A 21400-nucleotide genomic window follows, 5' to 3' on the forward strand; every position below is an offset into this window, starting at 1 on the left:
TACCGAGCGGAGCTCACTCTCCGCTCGGTACGGGCTCACGGAGGACCCACGTCTGCGCCGTCCCGGGAGACGGCTTCCTGGCATTCGTCGAAGCGCATCGACACCGAGCGCCGCCCCGCTGGACCGTCAATACAGCAAAATAAAGAGCCATTCCCTTGATTCATCCTATTGTTTCGTCGGAATCATGTCGCTAGCTTCGCTGTCAGGTGAAGCGCTTCGACGACGAAAGGACGCAGGGGATGCCCCACCAGCACCGGGCGGACGACGCCCTCGCCAACCCCGTGATCCCCGGTTTCCACCCCGACCCCAGCATCTGCCGCGTCGGCGACGACTACTACCTCGCGTGCTCCAGCTTCGAGTACTTCCCCGGCGTCCCCCTCTTCCACAGCCGCGACCTGGTGCACTGGACGCAGATCGGCAACGTCCTGGACCGGCCGGGCCAACTGCGCCTGCCCGTCGGCGTGCCGTCCTCCGGCGGGATCTACGCCCCCACCCTGCGCCACCACGACGGCCGCTTCTGGCTGATCGTCACCCAAGTGAGCGAAGGCGGCGGCAACCTGCTCGTCACCGCCACCGACCCCGCCGGCCCCTGGTCGGATCCCCTCCCGCTGCCCGACGTCCCCGGCATCGACCCGGACCTCGCCTGGGACGAGGACGGCGCCTGCTGGTGCACGTTCGCGGGGGTCGGACAGATCCGCATCGATCCGTACACCGGCGAGACCTACGGCCCACCGAGGCGACTCTGGTCGGGCGGCCCCGGCGCCAAGGCTCCGGAGGCGCCGCATCTGTACCGGATCGGCGACCACTGGTATCTGCTCATCGCCGAGGGCGGCACCGAGCGCGGCCACGGCGTCTCCATCGCCCGCGGCAGCGCACCCACCGGCCCGTTCGAGCCGTGCCCGGCCAACCCGATCCTCACCCACCGCGGCACCGATCACCCCGTCCAGAACACCGGCCACGCGGATCTGGTGCAGGCCCCCGACGGTTCCTGGTGGATGCTGCTGCTCGGTGTACGGCCGGGCGGCGGCACTCCGGGCTGGCACGTGCTCGGCCGTGAGACGTTCCTGGCGCCCGTGACCTGGGTGGACGGCTGGCCGGTCGTCGGCGAGGTGGAACTGAACCTGCCCACTCCCCCATGGCCGCTCGCGCCCCACCGCGGTGAGACGCCCCGGGACGACTTCGACCTCGGCGAACTACGGCCGTCCTGGATCTCCCTGCGTGACCGACCCGCCGAGCACTGCACCACTGAGGAGCGCTCCGGATGGCTGACCCTCCACGCGCGGGGCGGCTCCCTGGACGAGCCCGACGTCGTCTTCGTCGGCCGGCGCCAGCAGCACCTGGCGTGCCGGGCGCGTGCTCTCGTCGACCCGGCGGAGGGACGCGGCGGTCTCGCCGTCCGCCTCGACGAGCAGCACCACTACGAGATCGAGGCGTCCGCCACGGAGGTGCGAGTGCTCGCGCGCGTCGGCCCGCTGCGCACCCTCCTGGCCGAGCGGCCCGTGCCCGCCCTGCCGCTGGTCCTCGGCATCACGGTCGGCGCCCCGCCCACTCCGCACGACGCCCGCACCGGACCCGATGTCGTCTCCTTCGGCGTCGAGGAGCCCGACGGCACGTTCACCGTGCTCGCGACACTCGACGGCCGCTATCTGTCGACCGAGGTGGCCGGCGGCTTCACCGGTCGCGTCATCGGCATGTACGCCGCCGAAGGCACGCTCCACTTCGACTGGTTCGAGTACGAGCCGCAGACCCCCTGAGCCGGGCTGTACGCGATCGTCACGGACCGCGATCCGCAGCCCTGCGCGCTGCGTCGGCGGGCGGCGCAGCGCTCCGGGCGGGCCGGTCAGAACTGGCAGGTGTCCATCCAGCGTGTGACCAGGGAGGTGTTGTTCTTGTCGGCGTCACGCACGGCGCCGCACAGGAACGGGCTGAAGCGGGTGTCGGCGCGCAGCCAGTGGCTGAAGAAGGACACGACCCACTTGCCCTGCTTGGCCTTGTTGCCGTATCCGGTCATCGGGCAGAGATGGTCGCCGGGGACCTCGATGTAGAGCTTCTCGGCCTGGGTCATGGAGTTGTACCAGGGCACCGCATACGTGTTGCCGTGGGCGACCGGGTCGCTCTGGCAGGTCATGAAGAAGGTGGGCTCGGTGACTCCCGAGAAGTTCCCGTTCGGGTGGTAGGGGGCCGTGGGCACTCCGGCCCGGAAGCGGGGGTCGTCCCGGAGGGCCGCCATGACGCCACCGCCGCCCATCGAGTGGCCGGCCGCGCCGAGTGTGCCGTTGAGCTTGCCCGAGAGCGGGTTGCCGGTGGCGTTTCCGAGCGCGAGCAGTTGGGTGCCGGCGGCGCTGATCTGCCGTCCACGCGATTCGGGATCGTCGGTGAGTGTGGTGGTGCCGACGTTGATGACGACGAAGCCCCAGGAAGCGAGGCGGGGCGCGAGCCACTGCAGGTTCTGCTGGGTGCCCTGGTAGCCCGGCATCAGGACGATCCCCGGGTACGAGCCGCCGGCCGTCGGGTAGGTGACGGTGCCGGAGCCGTAGCCGCTCGGGGTAGGAACGGTGTAGTTCGCGGTGGACAGCGGCCCGTTCGTCGCCTCGAGGGAAGCGGTCGTCGGGTCCGGGATCCCGTTCCCGGGAGACGTGCCGCCGCCGGAGCCGTAGACCTGGAACTCCCACAGCGAGTAGCCGTAGACGGTGCCGCGTTGGGTGCCGTAGACGCGGACGTACCGGCCGTTGCCGTTCACGTCGAGGGTCTGCACGCCGCCGGTGCCGGCGGTGGTCGAGGAGACGGCAGTCCAGTTGGCGCCGTCGGCCGATGTCTGGATCTGGAACGCGCGGCCGTACCCGGCCTCCCAGCGCAGGACGACCTGGCTGATGAAGGCGGTGGCGCCCAGATCGACGCTCAGCCACTGCGGATCGCTGAACGCGCTCGACCAGCGCGTCCCGGTGTTGCCGTCCACCGCCGCGGACGCGGGCGTGGCGGCGTTCTCGGTGGAGGAGGCGGTCGCCGGCTTGCCCTGCGACAGCAGGTCGGCGGCGGCCGCCGGTGTGGCGGTGGCGGTCAGCAGGGTCAGCGCCAGGGTGACGGTGGTCGCCAGTGCGATCAGTGCCGTCACCGCACGGGACCGGGTCGGTGATAACGGCACGGTGGCGTTGGTCGGACGACGGGTCGGTTGCATCGATTTACCTCCGGGATTCGGTGAGAGCGCAGTACGCGGTACGGGTTGCAGTACGCGGTACGGGTTGTCGAGACTCCTCCGAGCGCCGCTACCGGGACTGTTCGAAGAGCCAGTCGACGACCACGTCGTTCTCGTACGTCTGGGCCCAGGCGAGGTGTGGGTTCACCGGTGTCGTTCCGGGCGGGTAGCTCGTGAAGAGTGTGTGGCTGCGCGTGTTCCGGGCCTGCCGCAGGAGCGCACGGGACCTCGCCTCGAACTGTTCCTTCGGCAGGTCGTTGGCCCACTCGCCACGGGTGACCCGGGTGCCGGCGGTCTCCAGCGCGTTCATCAGTGCCCAGGTGCCGGGTTTGCCGAACCGGCCCTCCCGATAGGGGACGATCGGATCGTCGATGGAGTGGTCGGCCCAGATGGGAATGTGCGCGATCCGGTCCATGGTGGTCACGTCACCCCAGCCGGCCGTGGGCAGGGCTGCGGCGAACATGTCGGGTCGCTTCGACAGCAGGCTGTAGATTCCGCGCGCACCTGACGACAGGCCGACGAGATAGAGCCGGTCCGGGTCGACGTTTCGGGGCCGCTCGCTCACGAAGGCGTCGATGAGTTCGATCAGCGCGGCCTGGACCTTGGCGTCGGTCCAGTCTGTGCCGTCGGGCCCGTCCATGGGCCGGGGCAGGGGTATCTGCGGGGAGAGGACGAACGCCGGGTTGCGGCGCCGGCGTTCCGGTTCTGCGAACGTCACCGCGATCCGGTTGGCGGTGAGCTGGGTCATGTTGTTGTCGGCGACTTCGCCACCGCCGTGCAGGGTGACGACGAGCGGGTACCGGGTGCGCGTCCGAGGGCTCCGTACGAACGGCTCCGGCTGGTACAGCCGGAAGTCCAGTTCGAAGCCTGCGGAGTGGGTGAAGGAACCGGCGGTGAAGTCGTCGACGACGGGAGTGACGATGCCGTCGTTCCGACAGGCGAACGGGCCTGCTCTGAGCACCAGTTCACCTCCGGGGGTCCGTATGTCGGCCGACTGCCTGACGGCGTAGGCGCGTTCGAGCGGAAGCGGATCGACGCCGGCTGCCCGCGCGTTCGGGTCGTCCGGGTCGAGTTCGACGATCAGGTGGTCCCCCGGACGTCCGGGGCGGGACCGGTCGTCCACGGCCGCGCTGGTGTTGGAGTAGACCCGGGTCACCGTGCGAGCCGCCGTCTGGCCGCCCACGGTGGCGTTCACCTGGAAGGCGGAGGGCGGGATCACTCCGCCGCGTACGTCGATGCGCTGCGCGTACTGGACGGCGACGGCTGTCACCAGCCAGTTGTTCCTCGGCGTCACCCGTGTGACGAGGTCGGTCCGCAGGACCGGATTGACGTCGGAGGACGCTTGTCGTCCCGAAGAAGCAGTGGTCGTGGCGTCGGCCGCCGTTGCGGTTGCCGTGCCGACGGCCGACGCCGTGACCGCGCCTGCGGTGAGGGTGAGCGCCGTACGCCTGGTGATCCTTGTCATGGGTCCTCGTCTCGGTCGACGACTTGGCCGGAGGTTGCCGGGTCCGCAGCGTGCGAGGGATGCGGCGAGCTGATGTCACAGGGAGAAGGCGCCGGTCAGCAGCGCGCCGACCGTCATGACGAGGGTGGTGGCGAATGCCCAGCGGAAGATGAAGCGCTGGTGCTCGCCGAGCGACACACCGCTCATGCCGACCAGGATGAAGGTGGACGCGGTGAGCGGGCTGAGCGGGAACCCCGTGGTCATCTGACCGAGGATGGCGGCCCGGGCGACCTCGGCCGGATCCGTGCCGAACCCGTTCGCCGTCTCGGCGAGTACGGGCAGCACGCCGAAGTAGTAGGCGTCCGGGGTGAAGACCAGGCTCAGCGGCATGGCGGTGACGGCCACCGCGACGGGCAGGTGCGACCCGAAGGAGTCGGGAACGACGGAGACGAGCGCCTCGGCCATCTCGTCGATCATCTTGGTGCCGGTGAGAATGCCGGTGAGGACACCGGCCGCGAAGATCATCGTGGTGACGAGGACCACGCTCCTGGCATGTCTGTCGAGCAGCGCCTGTTGCTGTTCCCAGGTGGGGTGGTTGACCAGCACCGCGATCGCGAACCCGAGGACGAACAGCACGGGGAGCGGCAGCACTTCCTGAATCAGGCAGACCACGAGGGTGAGGGTGAGCAGCAGGTTGAAGACGTTCAGCCAGGTCCGCGGCAGCGGCGGGACCCGGACGGCGCCGGGCCCGTCCCCGGGCGCGCGGACGGCCTGCCGCGCCGGCTGATCGTCGGTCGCGGAAGCGGGCCGCCGCAACGACTCGTCCGTGGGCGTGATCGTGGGCGTGATGGTGGCCGTGGTCATGGGCGTGGTCATGGGCGTGGCGGGTCCACGGTCGTCCGGCTCGTTCTCGCCCTCGCCCTTGGCCCCGTCCTTGGCCCCGCCCGCGGCCGGCGCCTGCCGGGACAGCGCGCCGAGACGGTTCCGCTCCCGGCGGCCGAGGAGGTAGGAGGCCACCAGCACCCAGACGACGCCGAAGCCCATCGCGGGCAGTACGGGAGTGAAGACCTCGGAACTGTCCAGCTTCAGCGCGGCCATGGCGCGTACCGTCGGGCCGCCCCAGGGGATCATGTTCATCACGCCCGCACCCAGGCAGACGACCCCGGACAGCACCAGGGGGTTCATGCCGAGCCGCTTGTAGACCGGCAGCAGCGCGGAGACGGTGATGAGGAAGGTGGAGGCCCCATCGCCGTCCAGCGCCACGCACAGCGTGAGGACGGCCGTGGCGACGGTGATCCGCAACGGGTCGCCCTGCGCCAGCCGCAACAGGCCGCGGATCAGCGGGTCGAAGAGCCCGGCGTCCACCATCAGGCTGAAGTACAGCACCGCAAAGACGATCATGATGCCGGTGGGGGCCACCTTGGAGAGCCCACCGAGAATCAGATCGCCCAGATCGCTTGCGAAGCCGCCGACGAGCGCCGCCAGTACCGGGAGCAGGATCAAGGCGACCAGCACCGAGGCGCGTTTGGTCATGGTGAGCAGCAGGAAGACGGCGATCGTGGTGAAACCCAGGGCTGCCAGCATTGCGGCGCTCGCTTTCTCGAGGACGGCTCTCGGCGGCGGTGAGCGGGGCCTTGGGGCGGGAACGGCTGAGGTGTTACGCGAGAGTTTCGAAGCAGCGACGGATCGCTGTCCAGCATCAAACCGAGATCTATCCATGCGATAAGCGCATCAAATCGAGCGGGGACGTCCTATGCTCGTCCGCCATGGATGCCACCCTGCGTCAACTGGCGGCGTACACGGCTGTCGCCCGGGCCGCGAGCTTCACCGCGGCCGCCGCGGAGATGCACGTGTCGCAGTCCTCGCTCAGCCGCGCGGTCGCGGATCTGGAGCGACTGCTCGGCGTGCAGCTCCTCGAACGGGACACCCGGAACGTGCAGTTGACCGCGGCGGGCGTCGAGGCCCTGCGTATCGCCGAGCAGATCGTCACCGCCCACCGGGCGGGCATGAAGGAGCTCAGGCGGTTTCTGCTCGGCGAGTCGGGAACCGTGACCGTGGCCACCCTTCCCTCGGTCGCCGCGGTCCTCCTGCCGCAGGTGATCTCCGACTTCCGCGCGCAGCGCCCGCAGGTGGCGATACGCATCCTCGACGGCCTGGAGCGGCTGGTGCTGGACCGGGTCCTGTCCGGCGACGCCGACTTCGCGATCACCACGGTCGGGGACCCGCCCGAGCAGTTGGAGCACCGCCCCCTGGTCAGGGACCGCTTCGTCGCGATCCTGCCGCAGGGCCATCCGCTCGCCGAGCGCTGCGAGATCGCCTGGGACGACCTGGCCCGTCAGCCGTTCCTCGCCGTCGGGCGCGACTCGAGCGTGCGTCGGCTCACCGATGCGGCGTTCGCCCAGATCGACGCCCGCGCGGCGCCGGCGGCCGAGGCGGGCAGTATCGCGACGGTGGGCGGACTCGTGGCCGCCGGCCTCGGGGTGTCGGCGATGCCCGCCCTCGTGCTCCCGCTCATGGGCACCGGGCCCGTCGTCTCCCGGCCGCTGGTCGACCCCGTGGTGGACCGGCGTCTGGACATCGCGCTGCGTGCACGACGGACACTGCCGACCGTGACGGAACGGTTCCTTCAGACGCTCGAGGAGTCCCGCGCCCAGGGGCGGGCTCTTCCGCCCGGGGTCTCGTGGGCCTGAGGCTCCGCGGTACAGCCACCCGGTTCACGCTCTCCATTCATGGTCTCCATTCATGCATTCTTCGCATTGATTGATGGCCTTCTAATGCTGGACAGGGATTTCTCGACTCCTGCAGTCTGAAGATCCCGACGGCAACGAACCTGCCGCACCAACAGCAGTGGCGAGGGAGCGCATCGGTGTCGGACGAGCAGCGCAACACCACCGGACACGGGCAGCTGTGCGGGCTGAAAGTGGTCGAGTTCGCCCATGTGGTGGCCGGGCCGCTGGCGGGCTCGCTGCTCGCGGACCAAGGGGCCGACGTCGTACACGTGGAACCCCCCGGCACCGGAGACGCGGCCCGCGCGATGGGGCCTCGACGCGACGGCGTCCCTCTGTGGTTCAAGGTCGCCGGCCGCAACAAGCGTTCGGTCACCCTCGACCTGCACCGCGAGGCGGGCCGGGCCGTCGCCCACCGGCTCGTCGCCTGGGCGGACGTCGTCATCGTCACCCTGCGGGCCGGACGCCTGCGCAGTTGGGGGCTCGACTGGGACTCCGTGCACCGGATCAACCCCCGCGCCGTACTGCTGCAGATCTCCGGCTTCGGGGCGACCTCGTCGCAGGCGGACGCTCCCGGCTTCGGCAAGATGGGCGAGGCGCGCAGCGGAGTCGTCCATCTGACCGGTTTCCCCGACGGCCCTCCCGTCCACACCGGTTTCTCGCACGGCGACGCCGTGACCGGCCTGATGGGCGCCTACGCCGTCCTCGCCGCCCTCCACCGCCGTGACCACGACGCGGGTTTCGACGGCGAGTGGATCGACCTCGCTCTCTTCGAGCCCCTGTTCCGGCTCGTCGAGTGGCAGGTCATCGTCCACGACCAGTTGGGACGAGTGCCCGAACGCGCCGGCAACCAACTGGCCGTCGCCCCCGCGGCCGTGATCAACACCTACCGCTCCCGCGACGGCGAGTGGCTCACGGTGACCTCCGCGACGCTGCGTTCGGTCCGCAACATCGCCTGCCTGCTCGGGCTCCCCGAGAAGGAATTCGCCACGGCACAGCAACAGCACGACGGGCGCGGGCGGCTGGACGAGGGCCTGCGGAACTGGGTGGCAGAGCGCAGCACCGGCGAGTGCCTGGAGGAGTTCGCCCGCGCCGAGGTCGTGGCCTCCCGGGTGTTCGACGCCGCGGACATCGCGGCCGACCCCGTGTACGCCGAACGCGAGGACATCATCACCGTCGACGACCCGGACCTCGGTCCGGTGCGCATGCAGGCGGTCATCCCGCACTTCCGCCGGAAGCCCGGCCGGGTCTGGCGGACCGGACCCGCCCTCGGACAGGACAACCGTCTCGTCTACGGGCAGTGGCTCGGACTCGGCGAGGAGGAGCTGACGGATCTGGAGAAGAACCATGTCATCTGAGGCGTCTTCGGGGAGGCTGCTCGCCGAGGTGGGCGCGGAGGCCGTCGGCCGGCCTCCGCTGCGCTCCCTGCTCTTCGTTCCCGGCACCCGAACCGGCTGGCTGTCGAAGGCCCGTGCGGCGGGCGCCGACGCGGCCGTCCTCGACCTGGAGGACGCGGTCCCCGCCGCGGACAAGCTCGCCGCCCGCGCACAGGTGGCCGAAGCCATCGCGCAGGCCGCCGCCAGTTCAGCTGGGCGGATGGCGCTGTTCGTCCGCGTCAACCCGCTGGACGGTTGGGCGGGCGCCGAGGAACTGCGCGCGGTCGTACGGCCCGGGCTCGCCGGCATCGTGCTCCCCAAGGTTCGCTGCGCCCAGGACGTGCGGCTCGCCGACCGGCTGCTCGGCTGGTGCGAAGAGGAGCAGGACCTGCCTCCGGGGCACATCACCCTCGTACCGCTGCTGGAGACGGCCCGTGGCCTGCGCGAGGCCTATGACATCGCCCAAGCCGCCCCGCGCATCGCCTACTTGGGCGCACTCACCCCCTCCGGCGGGGACGTGGAACGCGCCCTCGGCTACCGCTGGAGTGCCGAAGGAACGGAAACCGTGGCACTGCGCTCCCGAGTCCTGCTGGACGCCAGGGCGGCCGGAGTGCCGCACCCGGTCAGCGGACTGTGGACACGCATCGCCGACCTCTCGGGGCTGCGCGCCTTCGCCGAACAGAACCGCTCCCTCGGCTACGAGGGGATGATGGCAATCCATCCCTCGCATGTCTCCGTGATCAACGAGGTGTTCTCCCCCGGCCCCGATGAACTCGCCCGCTACGCACGGCTGATCGAGGCGGTCGAGGCGGCGCAGCAGAGTGGGACGGGCGCAGTGGCGTTCGAGGGCGAGATGGTCGACGAGGCCATGGCCGCCACAGCACGCCTGGCCCTCGAACGACACCGGCCCAAGCGCACTCGCGCTTTCCGTTCCCCTTGAGTGGGGGGACACCGCTCTCCTCGCCAAGATTCTCGACAACTGACTTGGTACGGTGCGCAGGTTCACCGCTTGGAGCGTTGTGGCAGCGCTCAAGGGAAAGGGGCCGGGCGACGATGCGGGCGTCGGAGTTTCCGCGTGCGGTTGCCGCGGCCATGTCGATCGCCTCCTCACTCGGCCTGACGGTCGACGACGCGATCGTTCTCCATGACTCGAACAAGCTCACTCTGCGTCTGCTGCCTTGTGACGTCCTGGCCCGGGTGGCACCGGTGGCGCAGCAGGTCGCGCAGTTCGAAGTCGAGCTTGCTCAGCGGCTCGCCGAATCCGGGTGCCCCGTGGCTGCTCTGGAGCCTCGAGTGGAGCCACGCGTCCATGAGCGTGATGGCTTCGTGGTCACGCTCTGGACGTACTACGAACCCGTGACACCTCACGAGGTCTCACCAGCCGACTACGCCCATGCGCTGGAGCGGCTGCACGCGGGCATGCGCAAGCTCGACGTCCCGACCCCGCATTTCACGGATCGAGTCGAGCAGGCACAACAGCTCGTGGCGAACCGCGACCGCACTCCGGCACTCGCCGACGCGGACCGGGAGCTCCTCGGCGGCACGCTACGAAGCCTGAGACGAGCGATCGGCGAGCGCGGCAGCGTCGAGCAGCTGCTGCACGGCGAGCCGCACCCGGGCAACCTGCTCACCACGGAGAACGGGCTGCTGTTCATCGACCTCGAGACGTGTTGCCGTGGGCCGGTCGAATTCGACCTCGCCCATGCGCCGGAAGAAGTCAGCGCACACTGTCCCGGTGTCGATCAAGACTTGCTGCGCGAGTGCCGGATCCTGGTGCTGGCGATCATCACGGCCTGGCGCTGGGATCGAGACGACCAACTCCCGAACGGACGTCGGCTGGGCGCAGAGTGGCTCAGCCGGATCCGAGCAGCTTTCGGTCCCGACGGCCTGGACGTCCAAGGTTGATCGCGGACCTTCGAGGTCCTGGCCGGTCGCACGATGTCGACGGCTCGGCGGAAACGTGCGACTAGGACCTGTCCGGCCGATCAAGTCGCAGGAAAGCAACGGCACTTATCAACGCTGGTGAGCGGGGTGTGGTGCGTGCAGCTGCAAGGCGGAGGAAGGCGTCGACGCGGAGCGTCGGCAACCGACGACAACGCGGCTGGGGGTCCCCCCTCTGGGGGAGGGCGTGCCACACCCCGCGTCTGCGGCATGATCGGCCGGACAGGTCCTAGGGGGCCAAGTGCCACCACTGGTCGTCGTACTCCTCGCCGCAGGACGTCTGCGCGGCAGGCCGGGCCGCCTCGCGGCCCTGGACCACGAGGCACTTGGCGTTGCCGACGCTGCGCAGCATGAAGTGCCCGGCCCGGTCACCGGTCCCCCACAGCTGCTCCCAGCGCTGCCCGTCGGGCCGGGCGGTGCAGGTGAGCTGGCGGGCCGGGGAGAAGTTCTCCGCGCCTGTCACGGCCAGGCATCGGCCGCTGTGCGCGTTGCGCAGCGTGCGGGTGGCGCCGCCGGTCGAGGCGGCCAGCGTCCAGGAACGGTCGGCAGCGCCGGTGCAGGTGTCCTGCACCGGCACGAGCCCGTCCCCGGTGCCGGGCGACCGCAGGCAGAGCCCGCTGCTGTCGTTGACCAGCCGCCCGGTGAGCACCGACGGATCCGCCCCCGCCGTGCCGGACTGAGCTGTGCCCGGTGCCAGGGCTGTGTCGGCACGCGTCTCGGTACCCGTCTCCGTATCCCTGGCCGGGGTTCCGGTGGTCGGGTCGCCGCCTGCCCAGACGGCGATCACGGTGGCCAGACACGCCAGGGCGATCGCGCAGGCGGAGAGGATGCCCGTGCGGTGCTCGTGGTAGTTGACCTGGAGGTTGCCGCTGCCGCGTTGCACGCCGGCCGGGCCGTGGAAGGTGTCCTCGCGGCGGCCGTCATCGCGCCGACCTCCGCCCTCGTCGGGCCCGGTTCCGGTCACGGGCGGGAGTCGAACCGGTTCACCTGAACGTTGCCGTTGCCGTGCTGGACCGCCGTCGCGCCGAGGAACAGGTTCCCCGTGACGCCCCCAGCGGCTGCGGGCGCCCCCTCCGCGACCTCGTCGAGCAGCGCCCGGAGCTCCGCCGTCACCGCGGCCCGCTCATCCGGTGCCAACTCCTCCAGCAGGTCCTCGGTACGGGTCCGCCAGGCCGTACCGCATCTGTTCCGCTCCTCGTCCCCAGCGCCCTCCGGCCCGTCGCCGCCCGGCCCGGCCTCCGCGAGGTCGTCGGCGGTCCGGTCCAGACGTGCCCGCTGGGCGGTCTCCTGCTGTCGGTCTCCGCGGCCGAGCAGCCGGGCCAGCCGGTTCCGGAACGCCAGCCAGGCGTCCGTCCCGGCGGCCTGTGCGACCGCCGAACCCACCGATGTCGCCAACGCGACCGATGCCTCGTCCAGCATGACGTTCCCCCGTCCGCCGTCCCCCACATGTGACACAACGGTATGGGACGTCCTCGGCAGAGGACAACGCATCGAGCCCCGCGGGCGAGAGCGGCTGCCTCGTGCGCCTCCTCGCTCAGGGCGCGAACGACGAACCCGACTTGTCAGGACCGGTGGACGGGACCCGCACCGATCCAGCGGTGATAGGCGTCCACGTCGACGTTGCTGCCGCACACGATGGTGACCACGTGTCGGTCGGCGAAGCGGTCGCGGTCTTCGAGGATCGCAGCGATGCCGAGCGCGGCCGACGGTTCGGCCACGAGGCCGGCATGGTCGAAAAGCATCCGCATACCGGCGATGATCGACGCCTCCTGCACCAGGACGGCGTCGTCGGCGACGAGGAGGAGGTCGTCCAGGACGGCCGGGATGGGACGTCGGCCGGCGACGCCGTCGGCGATGGTGTCGGTCGAGTCGGTGGTGACGACACGTCGTTCGCGCCACGAGAGGTGTCAACGCCGGTGCGCCCAGCGGCTGGACGCAGATCACCTCGACCTCGGGTGCCAGCGCCTTCAGCGCATGACCCACGCCGGTGGCCAGCGCCCCGCCGCCGAGAGCGATCAGGACGGTGTCGAACGACTGTGCGGCGTCCGCCAGTTCCAGGCCGATGGTCGCCGCGCCCTCACAGGTCTCGATGTCCGAACTGTCTTCGACCAGCCGGATGCCTTCGTACCGCGCGATGGCCGCCGCGCGCTCGCGAGCCAGCTCGTGGTCGCCGTCCACCAGCTCCAACCGGGCGCCCAACGCGCGGATGCGGTCGAGCTTGGCCACGGTCGCGAAGCGGGACGCCACGACGCTCACCTCGATCCCCCGGCCGCGACCGGACCAGGCGAGGGCTTGGCCGAGATTGCCCGCGCTGGCGCAGACCGCGGCTCGCGAGCCGTTGCCGGCCAGCAGGTCCGCGATCACCTCGGTGCCGCGGCCCTTGAAGCTGCGCACCGGGTTCGCCGTTTCGAGCTTGATGCTCACCGCACACCCGAGCTCGGGCTCCAGCGCCTCGCAGCGGTACAGCGGGGTGTCGAGAAAGACCGGGTCGATCACCCGGCGAGCCGCCCGGATCCGAGCAGTGTCGAGACGCGTCTCCTGCACGAAGCAGCAGCTTGGTGATGCGGTGCACCCGATGTGGGAGCAGGCCGCGGCCTCCTTCGTCGCGTGGGTGCGGCCGGCGCTACTGCGGGATTCCGTTGGCGGCGAGACGGGCGCTCATCCCCTCGTAGGCGAGTCGGGAGTGGGCGTTGGTCGGGTCGTGGATGAGCCGGAGGTAGTCGTAGAGGACCTGCACGCACTTGTCCCGGCTGGGGTAGGCCGCGTCGGAGGCCAGCTCGAGGTTCTTGGTGACCTCCATCAGCCTGCCGTCGGCAGCGGCGTACACCGGGTGCCAGATGAGCTGCACCGCCGGGTTGAGCGCCATGACCACGCGGAGCTGCGGGACTTCCTGCGCGATGAGGACGCTGTCGGGGTTGTAGGCCCGCAGAAAGATGTGGACGGGTCCGCGGGCGCGGCTCACGAACGCCTTGGACAGGACGTTCCACATGGGCGTCTTGAGCATCCAGTCCGAGGTCAGGGTGAGTCTGTCGACCACGCCGCCGAAGGGGGTGGCCTCCAGAGGGGTGTGGCCCTTGGCCCGGGCGTAGTCGCTGACCGCCCTGCCGCCCGACCAGAGTGCCAGCGTCGGCGTGTCGATCGCCAGATAGTCGCCGACGAGCTTCACCAGCTCCTGGTACCAGCTGTTCGACGCGCGGTGGTCGCGTTGCTTCTGGCGTTCGCTGAACTTCGCCATGGCGTCGTCGTTGAGCTGTCCCTGTTCGGCGATGCCGCCGAGGATGAGCTGCCAGGCGATGTCCGTGACGTCGTCCGGGAAGCCGGCCTGGGCCATCATGGCGCGGAAGGTGGCCCACTCCCCGTGCACGGTGGGGTCAGCGGCGTGCCGCTGCGCGTCCTGTCTGGCCTCGGGGTTTTCCTGGCGCTGCAGCCAGCGCGCCACAGCCGCGTTGCCTGCCGTCCGCTGGAGGACGGCGAGCCCGGCAGGGTGCGGTGCCTGCCCAGCGGCTCGCTCCGGGGCCGTGCCCCCTGCCCGCTTCCTCGGTCCCGCCGTAGGGGTGGGCAGCACCGAGGGTGTCACTGTCTTTCGCACGCTCCGCGGTCCTCCAGGTTTCCTTCAGGTTTCCTTCGGCTTTCCTTCGGCCATAGATTTGACACTAGAGCCTCGGCGCGGCCCCTGCGAGGGCCGCAAGGGCAGTCAGTGGGGCACGCGGGGTCCAGGCCCGGCTGACGACTCCCCGCGCTACTGCTCAGTGGGGTCGGGTTGGGCGAACGCGGCGAACGCATCCCGACTGTGCTTGAGCAACTCGCGCACCGCCGGGTTGTACGTGCCTGGCGCACTCTGCGCGCTTTTCCAGATCAGGGCCAGCAGCGCCGGCGCTTCGACGTCGTCGATGATGCGGGCGGTGAGCCGGTCACGGTAGCTGCCGGCCATCGAACTGCTGAGGATGGCGACGCCGAGTCCGCGGGTCGCGAGGTCGGCGATGGCGTCCGCGGCGCTGGCCTGCAAGGCGATCGTGGGTTGGAGGCTCTGTGCAGCGCAGGCCCGGTCGAACACCGTGCGCAGGCCGGTGCCGGGTGGCATGCACACGATTGGGTGGGCGGTCAGGTCGCGCAGCGTGACCCGCCGTCGTTTCGCCAAGGGGTGCTCGGCCGGAACCGCTGCGACAAGCCGCTCACTGACGATGGTCAGCGCGTCCAGCCCGTCGGGGGTGGCGGTCGCGGTGCCGATGAGAGCCAGGTCGATGGCACCGGCGCGCACCTCCTCGACGAGCCGGTCGGAGTTGTCCTCCAGCAGGGAGATCTCGACGCCGGGATGCGCCCGGTGAAACGCGGCCAGGGCGTCGAACAGCGGGGTCAGGGTGCAGCCCATGACCATCCCGACCATGAGCCGACCCCGGATCAGATCGGTCACCTGCCCCACCGCCTGGCCGACCGCTTCCGCTGCGGCAAGTGCGGCGCGGGCGTGTTCGAGCGCGGCCTTTCCGGCGACCGTGAGGGTGGCGGTGCGCGCCGACCGGTCGAACAGCTCGGCACCGAGTTCGCGTTCCAGCTGCCGGATCTGGGCGCTGACGCCGGACTGGCTGATGTGCACTCGCTCGGCTGCCCGGGTGAAGTTCCGTTCTTCGGCGACTGCGACGAAGTACTCCACGCTCTACGAAGAGGACGCGGTGATGGCCTACCCGCCCGGTGAGCTGACGGTGGGGCGGGCGGCGATCCGTGCGCTGTGGGAGAAAGTGCTGACCAGCCGTCCTCGTTTCGAACCGGAACAGCCGCTGCCGACGCTGATCAGCGGCGGCATCGCCCTCACTTCGACCCCGCCGAAGGACGGGGCGGGCGCCCGAGCGCAGGTCGCCCGGCGCCAGCCTGACGGAAGCTGGCTGCGTGTACTCGACCAGCCCGAGTTCGTCCCGCCGACCCGCTGAGGCTCACGTCCAGGCTCCCGCAGCAGAGAGGTCTTGCCGCTGCCCGGCCCATCAGCCATCGCGCATTCTCCTCCAGGCGGGTCGCCGGCGTAATCCGAGGAGATCATCCGAATCCATCGATGACACCTCACTTGCTCCTCGACGGTGTCGTCGAGTTCATCGGCTGGGGTGTTGCCATGCTCACCGCGTCGGCTCGGGGAAGACCACCCGGAGGGTGCGAACCCTTCTGTCGCTGCGGATCATGAGCCAGGCGAGGGTCGGCGGGCAGGGTTTGACTGCGCCTGCGGGGTTGGTGACGTCCATCTCCCAGATAGTGATGTCCCGGCTGGCCACGACATGGCGCAGGTGCTGGCGCACCCCGGCCTCCCGGTTCTGTCGCATGGCCGGGACGGGATGGGTGCGTTCTCCCGGTCGGCTGAGCACGCCGACCAGTTCGGTCTCCGCGGGCCACAGCTCGGCAATCTCCCGGGTCAGGCTGCCGCGCGCAGCGCCCTCCAAGGTCGCCAGGGCCTCCTGCCTGCTGTCCTCGGTGAGGGCGGAAGCGTCGTCGTGCGCCCGCGCCGCGGTCGACAGCAGTACCTGGGACAGCTTCGCCCGGGCCTGGTTGAGCCGGCTGCGCACCGTGCCGACCGGTATCTCGCATGTGGCGGCGATCTCCTGGTACGAGGTGATACCGCTGAAATGCCGCAGCATCAGCACCAGCCGCTGCTGCTCGGGCAGTTCCTCCACCGCGTCCCAGATCCAGTCCCGCATCGCGTGCCGCTCGACGACGCGCTCGGGGTGCGACGGCTCGTGATCACACGGGTACAGGTGGTCGAGGCCGTCCAGCCCGGGCGTCTCCCGTGTGGCGCGCAGCCGCATCCGGGCGCTGTTGCGCACGATCGCCCGCAGCCACGCCCCCACGGCCGCGGGATCCCGTACGTCGCCGATCCGTCGCAGCGCGGTCAGCGCCGCATCCTGCATCGCGTCCTCCGCGTCGGGGCCGTAGCCGAGCAGGCTCAGCGCCACCGCGCGCATCGGCGCCTGATGCCGGGCCAGCAGCAGCCCGAGGGATCCGGGCTCTCCGGCTTGCGCCCGGCGGGTGAGTTCCTCGTCGGTGGGCGGATCGAGGGGTGCCATAGGTCAGCGCCTCCGTGGCGATGTGTCACGGTGAGACTCCGGCAGCCAGCTTCCGTGGAACCCGGCCGGTACGGGGTGAGGCAATTCCACCACGGCCTGGACGGAGAGTTCCGCGGCGTCCAGCACGAGGAGCTCCCCCGCCTCGCCGTTGTCGTCCGAGACGAGCGTCAGGAGCCAGCCGTCGTCCTCGCCGGCGCCGTCCGCCGCCGGTACGAAGACCGCCTCCCCGGCATGACGGCTGTCCGGCGTCTCATGGACGCTCCTGGTGCCGTGGACGAGGTCGTGCTTCGCGATGCCGTCACCGGAGACGGTGTACAGGTAGCGGTGCGGACGCCCGGTGCGGGTCTCGTTGTACGTGGGGAACTCGGCCGCCCGGTCGTCCAGTCGGGATTCGGTGACGCGGCCCGTGGCCGGGTCCAGCAGCCAGCGGTGCAGAACGGCCGGGGTCGGCGAGTGGCCCGGCGCCGGACCGCTCGGCCCGGTGGGACCGCCGATGTCCGACCAGCTCCGCTGGAATCCGGCGTGGTCGTAGCGCACCGCGTCCAGCACGATGCGCCCCTGCGCGTCCTCGTAGGCGTTGCCCACATGGAAGACGTAGCAGGGATCGATCTCGTACCACCGCACCTCGGTGCTGCCGGGTGTGCGGGACATGACCCCGAGCCGTGCGCCGTACGCCTCGTCCCACCGGTAGGGCATACCGCCGCGCCCGGCCAGATCGGGGTCGAAGACGACCGGCAGGTCCATCCAGACGATGTGGCGCTCGGTGATGGCGAAGTCGTGCATCATCGTCGGGCCCGGCACGTCGATCGGCCGGCTGTCGAACAGGACGCCTTCCGCCGTGACCCGGTGATAGGTGAGGTAGGGCGGGGCGAACCCGGTCCCGAACAGGTGGAGTTCGCCGGTGGCCGGGTCCTCCTTGGGGTGGGCGGTCATCGCGGTGCGCAGCCGGCCGCCGAAGTCGTACGGCCCGACGGTCTCCAGCTCCGGAGTGACCCAGTACGGAAGACCGACCTCGCACAGCGCCAACACGGTGCCGGCGTGCCGGATGACATGGGTGTTTGCGGGCGTCGCGGCCAGGTCGACGGTGAAGTCCTCGCGGACGAAGGGATGTCCCTCCAACTCCCGGGTGCGCACCCACCGGTTGCGGTACCACTCGGCGCGTCCGTCTCGCAGTCGGATGCCGTGGAGCATGCCGGGGCCGGTGAACCAGTGCCCCTTCTCCTCGCCGGGCAGGGGATTGGGGCCGTTGCGCAGATAGCGGCCGTCCAACTCGGGGGGCAGCGAGCCCCGCACGGTGAGACCGGCCGCGCTGTGCTCCTCGGGGACCGGGGCGAAGCGGCCCCGCAGATACAGGGGAAGGGTCGTCTCGTCGGTCATCCGGCTGCCACCGCCGCCTGGGCCTCCATTCGGGCCTGGACCCGGGCGGGGTAGACCTTCGTGAAGACGGCGGGGCCGACGAGTCCGAGCACATGGGCGGTGATGCCCACCCAGGCCGGGGCCTCCACCGCGCCGCAGATGAGCAGGCTGACGCCGATGAAGCTGAAGCCGACTCCCCACGCACTGGTGATGTGGTTGTTGATCTGGACGAACTCCGGCATGTCCCAGTACTCGCGCGGTGTCTGCCGCTTGGCGATGCCCAGCGTGAAGGCGCGGCGCATCGCCAAACTCCCCCAGGCGGTGGCGGCCAGCCAGGCGAAGGAGACGACGTCGGTGTGGTCTGCCAGGGCCGAGTTCGGACTGCCGACGGCCACCGCGCCGACCACGACGAAGTAGGCGATGGTGGCCATGTCCAGGACCAGAGCGTCGAGGGCCACTCCTCGCCTGCGGTCCTGCAACAGAAGCAGCAGGCCTGAGACGAGGCCTCCGATCGCACCCCAGCGCCAGTCGAAGGACGAGACGACGCCCGAGACGATCCAGGGGATGAAGCCGCGCAGATAACCCATTGTTCGTTCCTTGCTGAAGGGCCAGATGTCAGACGCGGACTAGATGCGCGGCGCATGCCGAAGTTCGAACCTTCGATGGTGACGCTCGTCACAGGAGCCACCGAGCTACGGGGCGAGCACGCCCATCACTGCGCAGCGCGGCGCAGCGCGGCGCGGCGCGGCGCAGCGCGGCGCAGCGCGGCGCAGCGCGGCGCAGCGCAGCGCAGCGCAGCGCAGCAATATCTCGTAGCGCTTAACTGCGTGACGCAGTTAATGTGCAACGCAGTAAACGACAGCGCCATCACCACCCTGGAGAATCCATGCTCACCGTCGCCGTCACCGGAGCCACCGGCGCCCAGGGCGGAGCCACCGCCCGCGCCCTGCTGACCGCAGGCCATCGCGTGCGCGCACTCACCCGCCGTCTCGACTCGCCCGCCGCCGACGCCCTGCGCCGTCTGGGAGCCGACGTGCGCCACGCCGACTTCGACGACCGCGCCTCCCTCGACGCCGCCCTCGCCGGGACGGACTCACTCTTCGCGGTCACCACCCCCTTCGGCGCCGACACGGCCACCGAAACGCGGCAGGGCAAGGCCCTCGTCGACGCCGCGGCAGCCGCCCGCCTCGGGCATATCGTGCTCACCTCCGTCGCCCACGCGGACCGCGGCACCGAAGTCCCGCACTACGAGAGCAAGCACCTGGTCGAACAGCACCTTCGCGCAGCCGGCGTGCCCTGGACCGTGATCGCCCCTGCGGCCTTCATGGACAACTACGCCGGCGGCTGGACCCTCGACGGACTGCGCGACGACACGTTCGCCTGGCCCATGCCCGCCGACCGGCCGCTCACGCTCATCCCCGCCGTCGACATCGGCGCGTTCGCGGCGCTGGCGCTCCAGCGCCGCGACGAGTTCGCCGGCCGCCGCATCGACATCGCCTCCGACGAGCGCACCCCCGGCCAGATCGCCGAGATCCTCGCGGCGGCCGCCGACCGGCCGATCACCCACCAAGAGATCCCGCTGGCCCATGTCCGGACCCGATCCGCCGATCTGGCGGCCATGTTCGAGTACTTCACCACCGTCGGGCTCGACATCGACGTCGCCGGGCTGCGACGCGACTACCCCGAAGTCGGCTGGCACAGCTTCGCCGACTGGGCAGCCGCCCAGGACTGGCCCACGCTCCTGTCCCCCTGATGAGCGGCGTTGTCGGTCCCTGACAAGCAAGAGGCCGTCGACTGCGATTGTCAGTGGTTCCGCATACGGTCTGCACATGGCTGATCAAAGGCCCTCCGTGGCATCGATACGCGACTTCGCGACCTGGGAGCCCGTGCTGCAGCTCCTGCTGGCCGACCACCCGCACGGACACGCCGCCACCTCTGTCCGGGTGGCGGGGCGTATCGGGCGGCACGGCTGGAGCCTGGCCCTCAAACGACGGCCGCCCGCGCCGGGCCGGGCCGCCCAGGTGGAGGACATGCAGGAGGAGTACGACGCGGTGCAGCGGGTGCAGAGCGCGCTCGCGGACGCCGGAGTCGTCGACCTCTCGTTCACGGCGGAGATCCGGCCGGGCGGGCAGACCGTGCTCCGCCTGCTGGGGCCCAGCCCGGCCGTGGAACCAGGTATCGGCACCCCCCACCCGGGGGCGCTCATCCTGGTCGACGGCTCCCTTCCAGAGCCCTGGCGCCGGCTGCCCGATCCGGTGTCCGGGGCGGTTCCGGCCCCTTCGGCGGACCTGGAGCTGCTTCAGCGGACGTTGCGCGAGCGGTTGCCGCACGCCGTCGGCGCGACGCAGGAGGAGATCGCCGCCGCCGAAGCGCGCCTCGGCGTCACCCTGCCCGACGAGCTCAAGGCGCTCTACCAGGTGACCCGGGCGCGATGGGAGGACATGGCTGACGACTACGAGGCGGCACAACGGCAAGGCGCAGCGGTCGGCTGCGAGCTGTTCGACCTCGACGGCCTGTACGTCGCCGACGCGGCGTCGCGCCACTGTCGTTGGGAGTTCGCGGCCATGGAAGCGGTCGTCACCCCGCCCGACGCCATGGTGCAGGGCGTCGTCGGCTCCCCCGGCTGGATCGCCTTCGGCGACAACGGCGGCGGAGACCGGCTCGCGGTCGATCTGACGCCCGGCCCCCGCGGACACCTGGGACAGGTCATCATGCTCTCCCACGAGGAGAACACCGGCGCCGAGCTCGTCGCCGACTCCCTCACCGACCTCGTGCTGGGCCGGCCCGGCGCAGCACCCGGCACTCCGCACGGGCGACAGCCGCCGGCCGTGGCCCGGGTCAACGTCGCAAGCCTGAAGAGCATCCGGGCCGCCGTGCACCCCGACCTGGAAGTCCTGGCGATCGGCGCGTGGGACGGCGCGCCGTTCAGTCTCGCCCCCGTCACCGGGCTGCCCCGTCTGCGCACCCTCGTCGCCTACCCCGGTACGCTGGCTGACCCCCTGGAGATCGCCGAGCTCACCGGGCTGGAGTTCCTGGAGCTCGGCCCGCAGGAGTGGCGCGTCCTCCTCGATGCCGGAGCCGTCCCACGCAGTCTCTCGGCAGCCGCGATCGTGGTGCACGGCGTCCAGGACCCCCTGCCCATCGTGGACATCGCGAACGAGGTCCTGGCCCTCTGGCACCGGCCCCAGATCATCCAGACCGTCCTCGAAGGAGACCTCACCCCCGTCGCCTAGGCGCTGTTTCTCGGATCATGTGCGGAGCCAGATGATGAGTGCTGCGAGGGTGACGGTGCCGAGATAGGTGTAGGCCCGTTTCTCGTAGCG

At 70.6% G+C, this 21400-nt stretch carries 17 protein-coding genes and 2 pseudogenes; 8 read left to right on the plus strand and 11 right to left on the minus strand.

All coding sequences use genetic code 11. From position 1 onward, the window contains the following. Positions 1–239 precede the first annotated feature (239 nt). Positions 240–1754, plus strand: a complete 1515-nt coding sequence (locus ACWD4O_RS47475; RefSeq protein ID WP_451289348.1) for a glycoside hydrolase family 43 protein — start codon at positions 240–242, stop codon at positions 1752–1754. 86 nt (positions 1755–1840) lie between these two features. On the opposite strand, the gene ACWD4O_RS47480 is transcribed toward ACWD4O_RS47475, so the two are convergent. The 3 genes from ACWD4O_RS47480 to ACWD4O_RS47490 form a co-directional block, all read right to left on the minus strand. Then, the gene (locus tag ACWD4O_RS47480; RefSeq protein ID WP_451289349.1) at positions 1841–3112 is read right to left on the minus strand and encodes a poly(ethylene terephthalate) hydrolase family protein; all 1272 of its coding nucleotides are present in this window, start codon (positions 3110–3112) and stop codon (positions 1841–1843) included. Between the two features lie 151 nt (positions 3113–3263). Further along, on the minus strand, positions 3264–4658 hold the full coding sequence (locus ACWD4O_RS47485) for a prolyl oligopeptidase family serine peptidase (protein ID WP_451289350.1): 1395 nt from the start codon (positions 4656–4658) through the stop codon (positions 3264–3266). 75 nt (positions 4659–4733) lie between these two features. Next, complete coding sequence (locus ACWD4O_RS47490; RefSeq protein ID WP_451289351.1) at positions 4734–6221, minus strand: CitMHS family transporter; 1488 nt, start codon at positions 6219–6221, stop codon at positions 4734–4736. Between the two features lie 182 nt (positions 6222–6403). On the opposite strand from ACWD4O_RS47490, the gene ACWD4O_RS47495 reads away from it, so the two are divergent. The 4 genes from ACWD4O_RS47495 to ACWD4O_RS47510 all read left to right on the plus strand — a co-directional run bounded on the left by ACWD4O_RS47495 (position 6404) and on the right by ACWD4O_RS47510 (position 10644). Beyond that, complete coding sequence (locus ACWD4O_RS47495; protein WP_451289352.1) at positions 6404–7327, plus strand: LysR family transcriptional regulator; 924 nt, start codon at positions 6404–6406, stop codon at positions 7325–7327. A gap of 176 nt (positions 7328–7503) precedes the next feature. Next, positions 7504–8721, plus strand: coding sequence for a CaiB/BaiF CoA transferase family protein (locus tag ACWD4O_RS47500; RefSeq protein WP_451289353.1), 1218 nt, complete (start codon positions 7504–7506; stop codon positions 8719–8721). After that, complete coding sequence (locus ACWD4O_RS47505; protein WP_451289354.1) at positions 8711–9679, plus strand: HpcH/HpaI aldolase/citrate lyase family protein; 969 nt, start codon at positions 8711–8713, stop codon at positions 9677–9679. Before ACWD4O_RS47500 ends, ACWD4O_RS47505 begins: the two co-directional genes overlap by 11 nt. Before the next feature lie 113 nt (positions 9680–9792). Next, positions 9793–10644, plus strand: a complete 852-nt coding sequence (locus tag ACWD4O_RS47510) for a phosphotransferase enzyme family protein (protein WP_451289355.1) — start codon at positions 9793–9795, stop codon at positions 10642–10644. A gap of 265 nt (positions 10645–10909) precedes the next feature. Here ACWD4O_RS47510 and ACWD4O_RS47515 read toward each other — a convergent pair whose 3' ends face one another. The 5 genes and pseudogenes from ACWD4O_RS47515 to ACWD4O_RS47535 form a co-directional block, all read right to left on the minus strand. Then, on the minus strand, positions 10910–11644 hold the full coding sequence (locus tag ACWD4O_RS47515; RefSeq protein WP_451289356.1) for an RICIN domain-containing protein: 735 nt from the start codon (positions 11642–11644) through the stop codon (positions 10910–10912). Next, positions 11641–12099, minus strand: coding sequence for a hypothetical protein (locus tag ACWD4O_RS47520; protein WP_451289357.1), 459 nt, complete (start codon positions 12097–12099; stop codon positions 11641–11643). Before ACWD4O_RS47520 ends, ACWD4O_RS47515 begins: the two co-directional genes overlap by 4 nt. A 143-nt stretch (positions 12100–12242) precedes the next feature. Continuing rightward, positions 12243–13224: pseudogene (locus ACWD4O_RS47525) on the minus strand (threonine ammonia-lyase). A 79-nt stretch (positions 13225–13303) separates the two neighbouring features. Then, a complete protein-coding gene (locus tag ACWD4O_RS47530; protein ID WP_451289358.1) occupies positions 13304–14269 on the minus strand; it encodes a hypothetical protein in 966 nt (321 codons plus the stop codon). Positions 14270–14419: 150 nt separating this feature from the next. Beyond that, positions 14420–15328, minus strand: a complete 909-nt coding sequence (locus ACWD4O_RS47535; RefSeq protein WP_451289359.1) for a LysR family transcriptional regulator — start codon at positions 15326–15328, stop codon at positions 14420–14422. On the opposite strand from ACWD4O_RS47535, the pseudogene ACWD4O_RS47540 reads away from it, so the two are divergent. After that, positions 15327–15602, plus strand: a pseudogene (locus ACWD4O_RS47540) (YybH family protein); the annotation flags it as partial. The gene ACWD4O_RS47535 and the pseudogene ACWD4O_RS47540 sit on opposite strands and share 2 nt — an antisense overlap. A 180-nt stretch (positions 15603–15782) precedes the next feature. Here the strand turns inward: ACWD4O_RS47540 and ACWD4O_RS47545 are convergent. The 3 genes from ACWD4O_RS47545 to ACWD4O_RS47555 are packed head-to-tail and all read right to left on the minus strand — an operon-like array spanning position 15783 to position 18664. Beyond that, positions 15783–16721: an RNA polymerase sigma factor gene (locus ACWD4O_RS47545; RefSeq protein ID WP_451289361.1), complete on the minus strand. Its 939-nt coding sequence runs from the start codon at positions 16719–16721 to the stop codon at positions 15783–15785. A 3-nt stretch (positions 16722–16724) separates the two neighbouring features. After that, positions 16725–18098: a carotenoid oxygenase family protein gene (locus tag ACWD4O_RS47550; protein WP_451289362.1), complete on the minus strand. Its 1374-nt coding sequence runs from the start codon at positions 18096–18098 to the stop codon at positions 16725–16727. Then, positions 18095–18664 carry a hypothetical protein gene (locus tag ACWD4O_RS47555; protein ID WP_451289363.1) on the minus strand — a complete coding sequence of 190 codons (570 nt, stop codon included), beginning with the start codon at positions 18662–18664 and terminating at the stop codon, positions 18095–18097. The genes ACWD4O_RS47550 and ACWD4O_RS47555 overlap by 4 nt, the downstream gene beginning before the upstream one ends. A gap of 299 nt (positions 18665–18963) precedes the next feature. Here ACWD4O_RS47555 and ACWD4O_RS47560 point away from each other — a divergent pair, with 299 nt between their 5' ends. Both ACWD4O_RS47560 and ACWD4O_RS47565 read left to right on the plus strand, forming a co-directional pair. After that, complete coding sequence (locus ACWD4O_RS47560) at positions 18964–19830, plus strand: NmrA/HSCARG family protein (protein WP_451289364.1); 867 nt, start codon at positions 18964–18966, stop codon at positions 19828–19830. Positions 19831–19906: 76 nt separating this feature from the next. After that, positions 19907–21310 (plus strand): SMI1/KNR4 family protein, encoded by a 1404-nt coding sequence (locus tag ACWD4O_RS47565; protein ID WP_451289366.1) that lies wholly within the window; start codon positions 19907–19909, stop codon positions 21308–21310. Positions 21311–21400: the final 90 nt, after the last annotated feature.

It is taken from the genome of Streptomyces sp. NPDC002623, assembly GCF_053592635.1.

Excerpts from the sequence above, each read along its gene's own strand:
- ACWD4O_RS47505 (WP_451289354.1), top strand. The coding sequence starts at position 8,711 with ATGTCATCTGAGGCGTCTTCGGGGAGGCTGCTCGCCGAGGTGGGCGCG.
- ACWD4O_RS47560 (WP_451289364.1), top strand. The coding sequence starts at position 18,964 with ATGCTCACCGTCGCCGTCACCGGAGCCACCGGCGCCCAGGGCGGAGCC.
- ACWD4O_RS47565 (WP_451289366.1), top strand. The coding sequence starts at position 19,907 with ATGGCTGATCAAAGGCCCTCCGTGGCATCGATACGCGACTTCGCGACC.
- ACWD4O_RS47490 (WP_451289351.1), bottom strand. The coding sequence starts at position 6,221 with ATGCTGGCAGCCCTGGGTTTCACCACGATCGCCGTCTTCCTGCTGCTC.
- ACWD4O_RS47495 (WP_451289352.1), top strand. The coding sequence starts at position 6,404 with ATGGATGCCACCCTGCGTCAACTGGCGGCGTACACGGCTGTCGCCCGG.
- ACWD4O_RS47550 (WP_451289362.1), bottom strand. The coding sequence starts at position 18,098 with ATGACCGACGAGACGACCCTTCCCCTGTATCTGCGGGGCCGCTTCGCC.
- ACWD4O_RS47520 (WP_451289357.1), bottom strand. The coding sequence starts at position 12,099 with ATGCTGGACGAGGCATCGGTCGCGTTGGCGACATCGGTGGGTTCGGCG.
- ACWD4O_RS47485 (WP_451289350.1), bottom strand. The coding sequence starts at position 4,658 with ATGACAAGGATCACCAGGCGTACGGCGCTCACCCTCACCGCAGGCGCG.
- ACWD4O_RS47545 (WP_451289361.1), bottom strand. The coding sequence starts at position 16,721 with ATGGCACCCCTCGATCCGCCCACCGACGAGGAACTCACCCGCCGGGCG.
- ACWD4O_RS47555 (WP_451289363.1), bottom strand. The coding sequence starts at position 18,664 with ATGGGTTATCTGCGCGGCTTCATCCCCTGGATCGTCTCGGGCGTCGTC.
- ACWD4O_RS47475 (WP_451289348.1), top strand. The coding sequence starts at position 240 with ATGCCCCACCAGCACCGGGCGGACGACGCCCTCGCCAACCCCGTGATC.
- ACWD4O_RS47510 (WP_451289355.1), top strand. The coding sequence starts at position 9,793 with ATGCGGGCGTCGGAGTTTCCGCGTGCGGTTGCCGCGGCCATGTCGATC.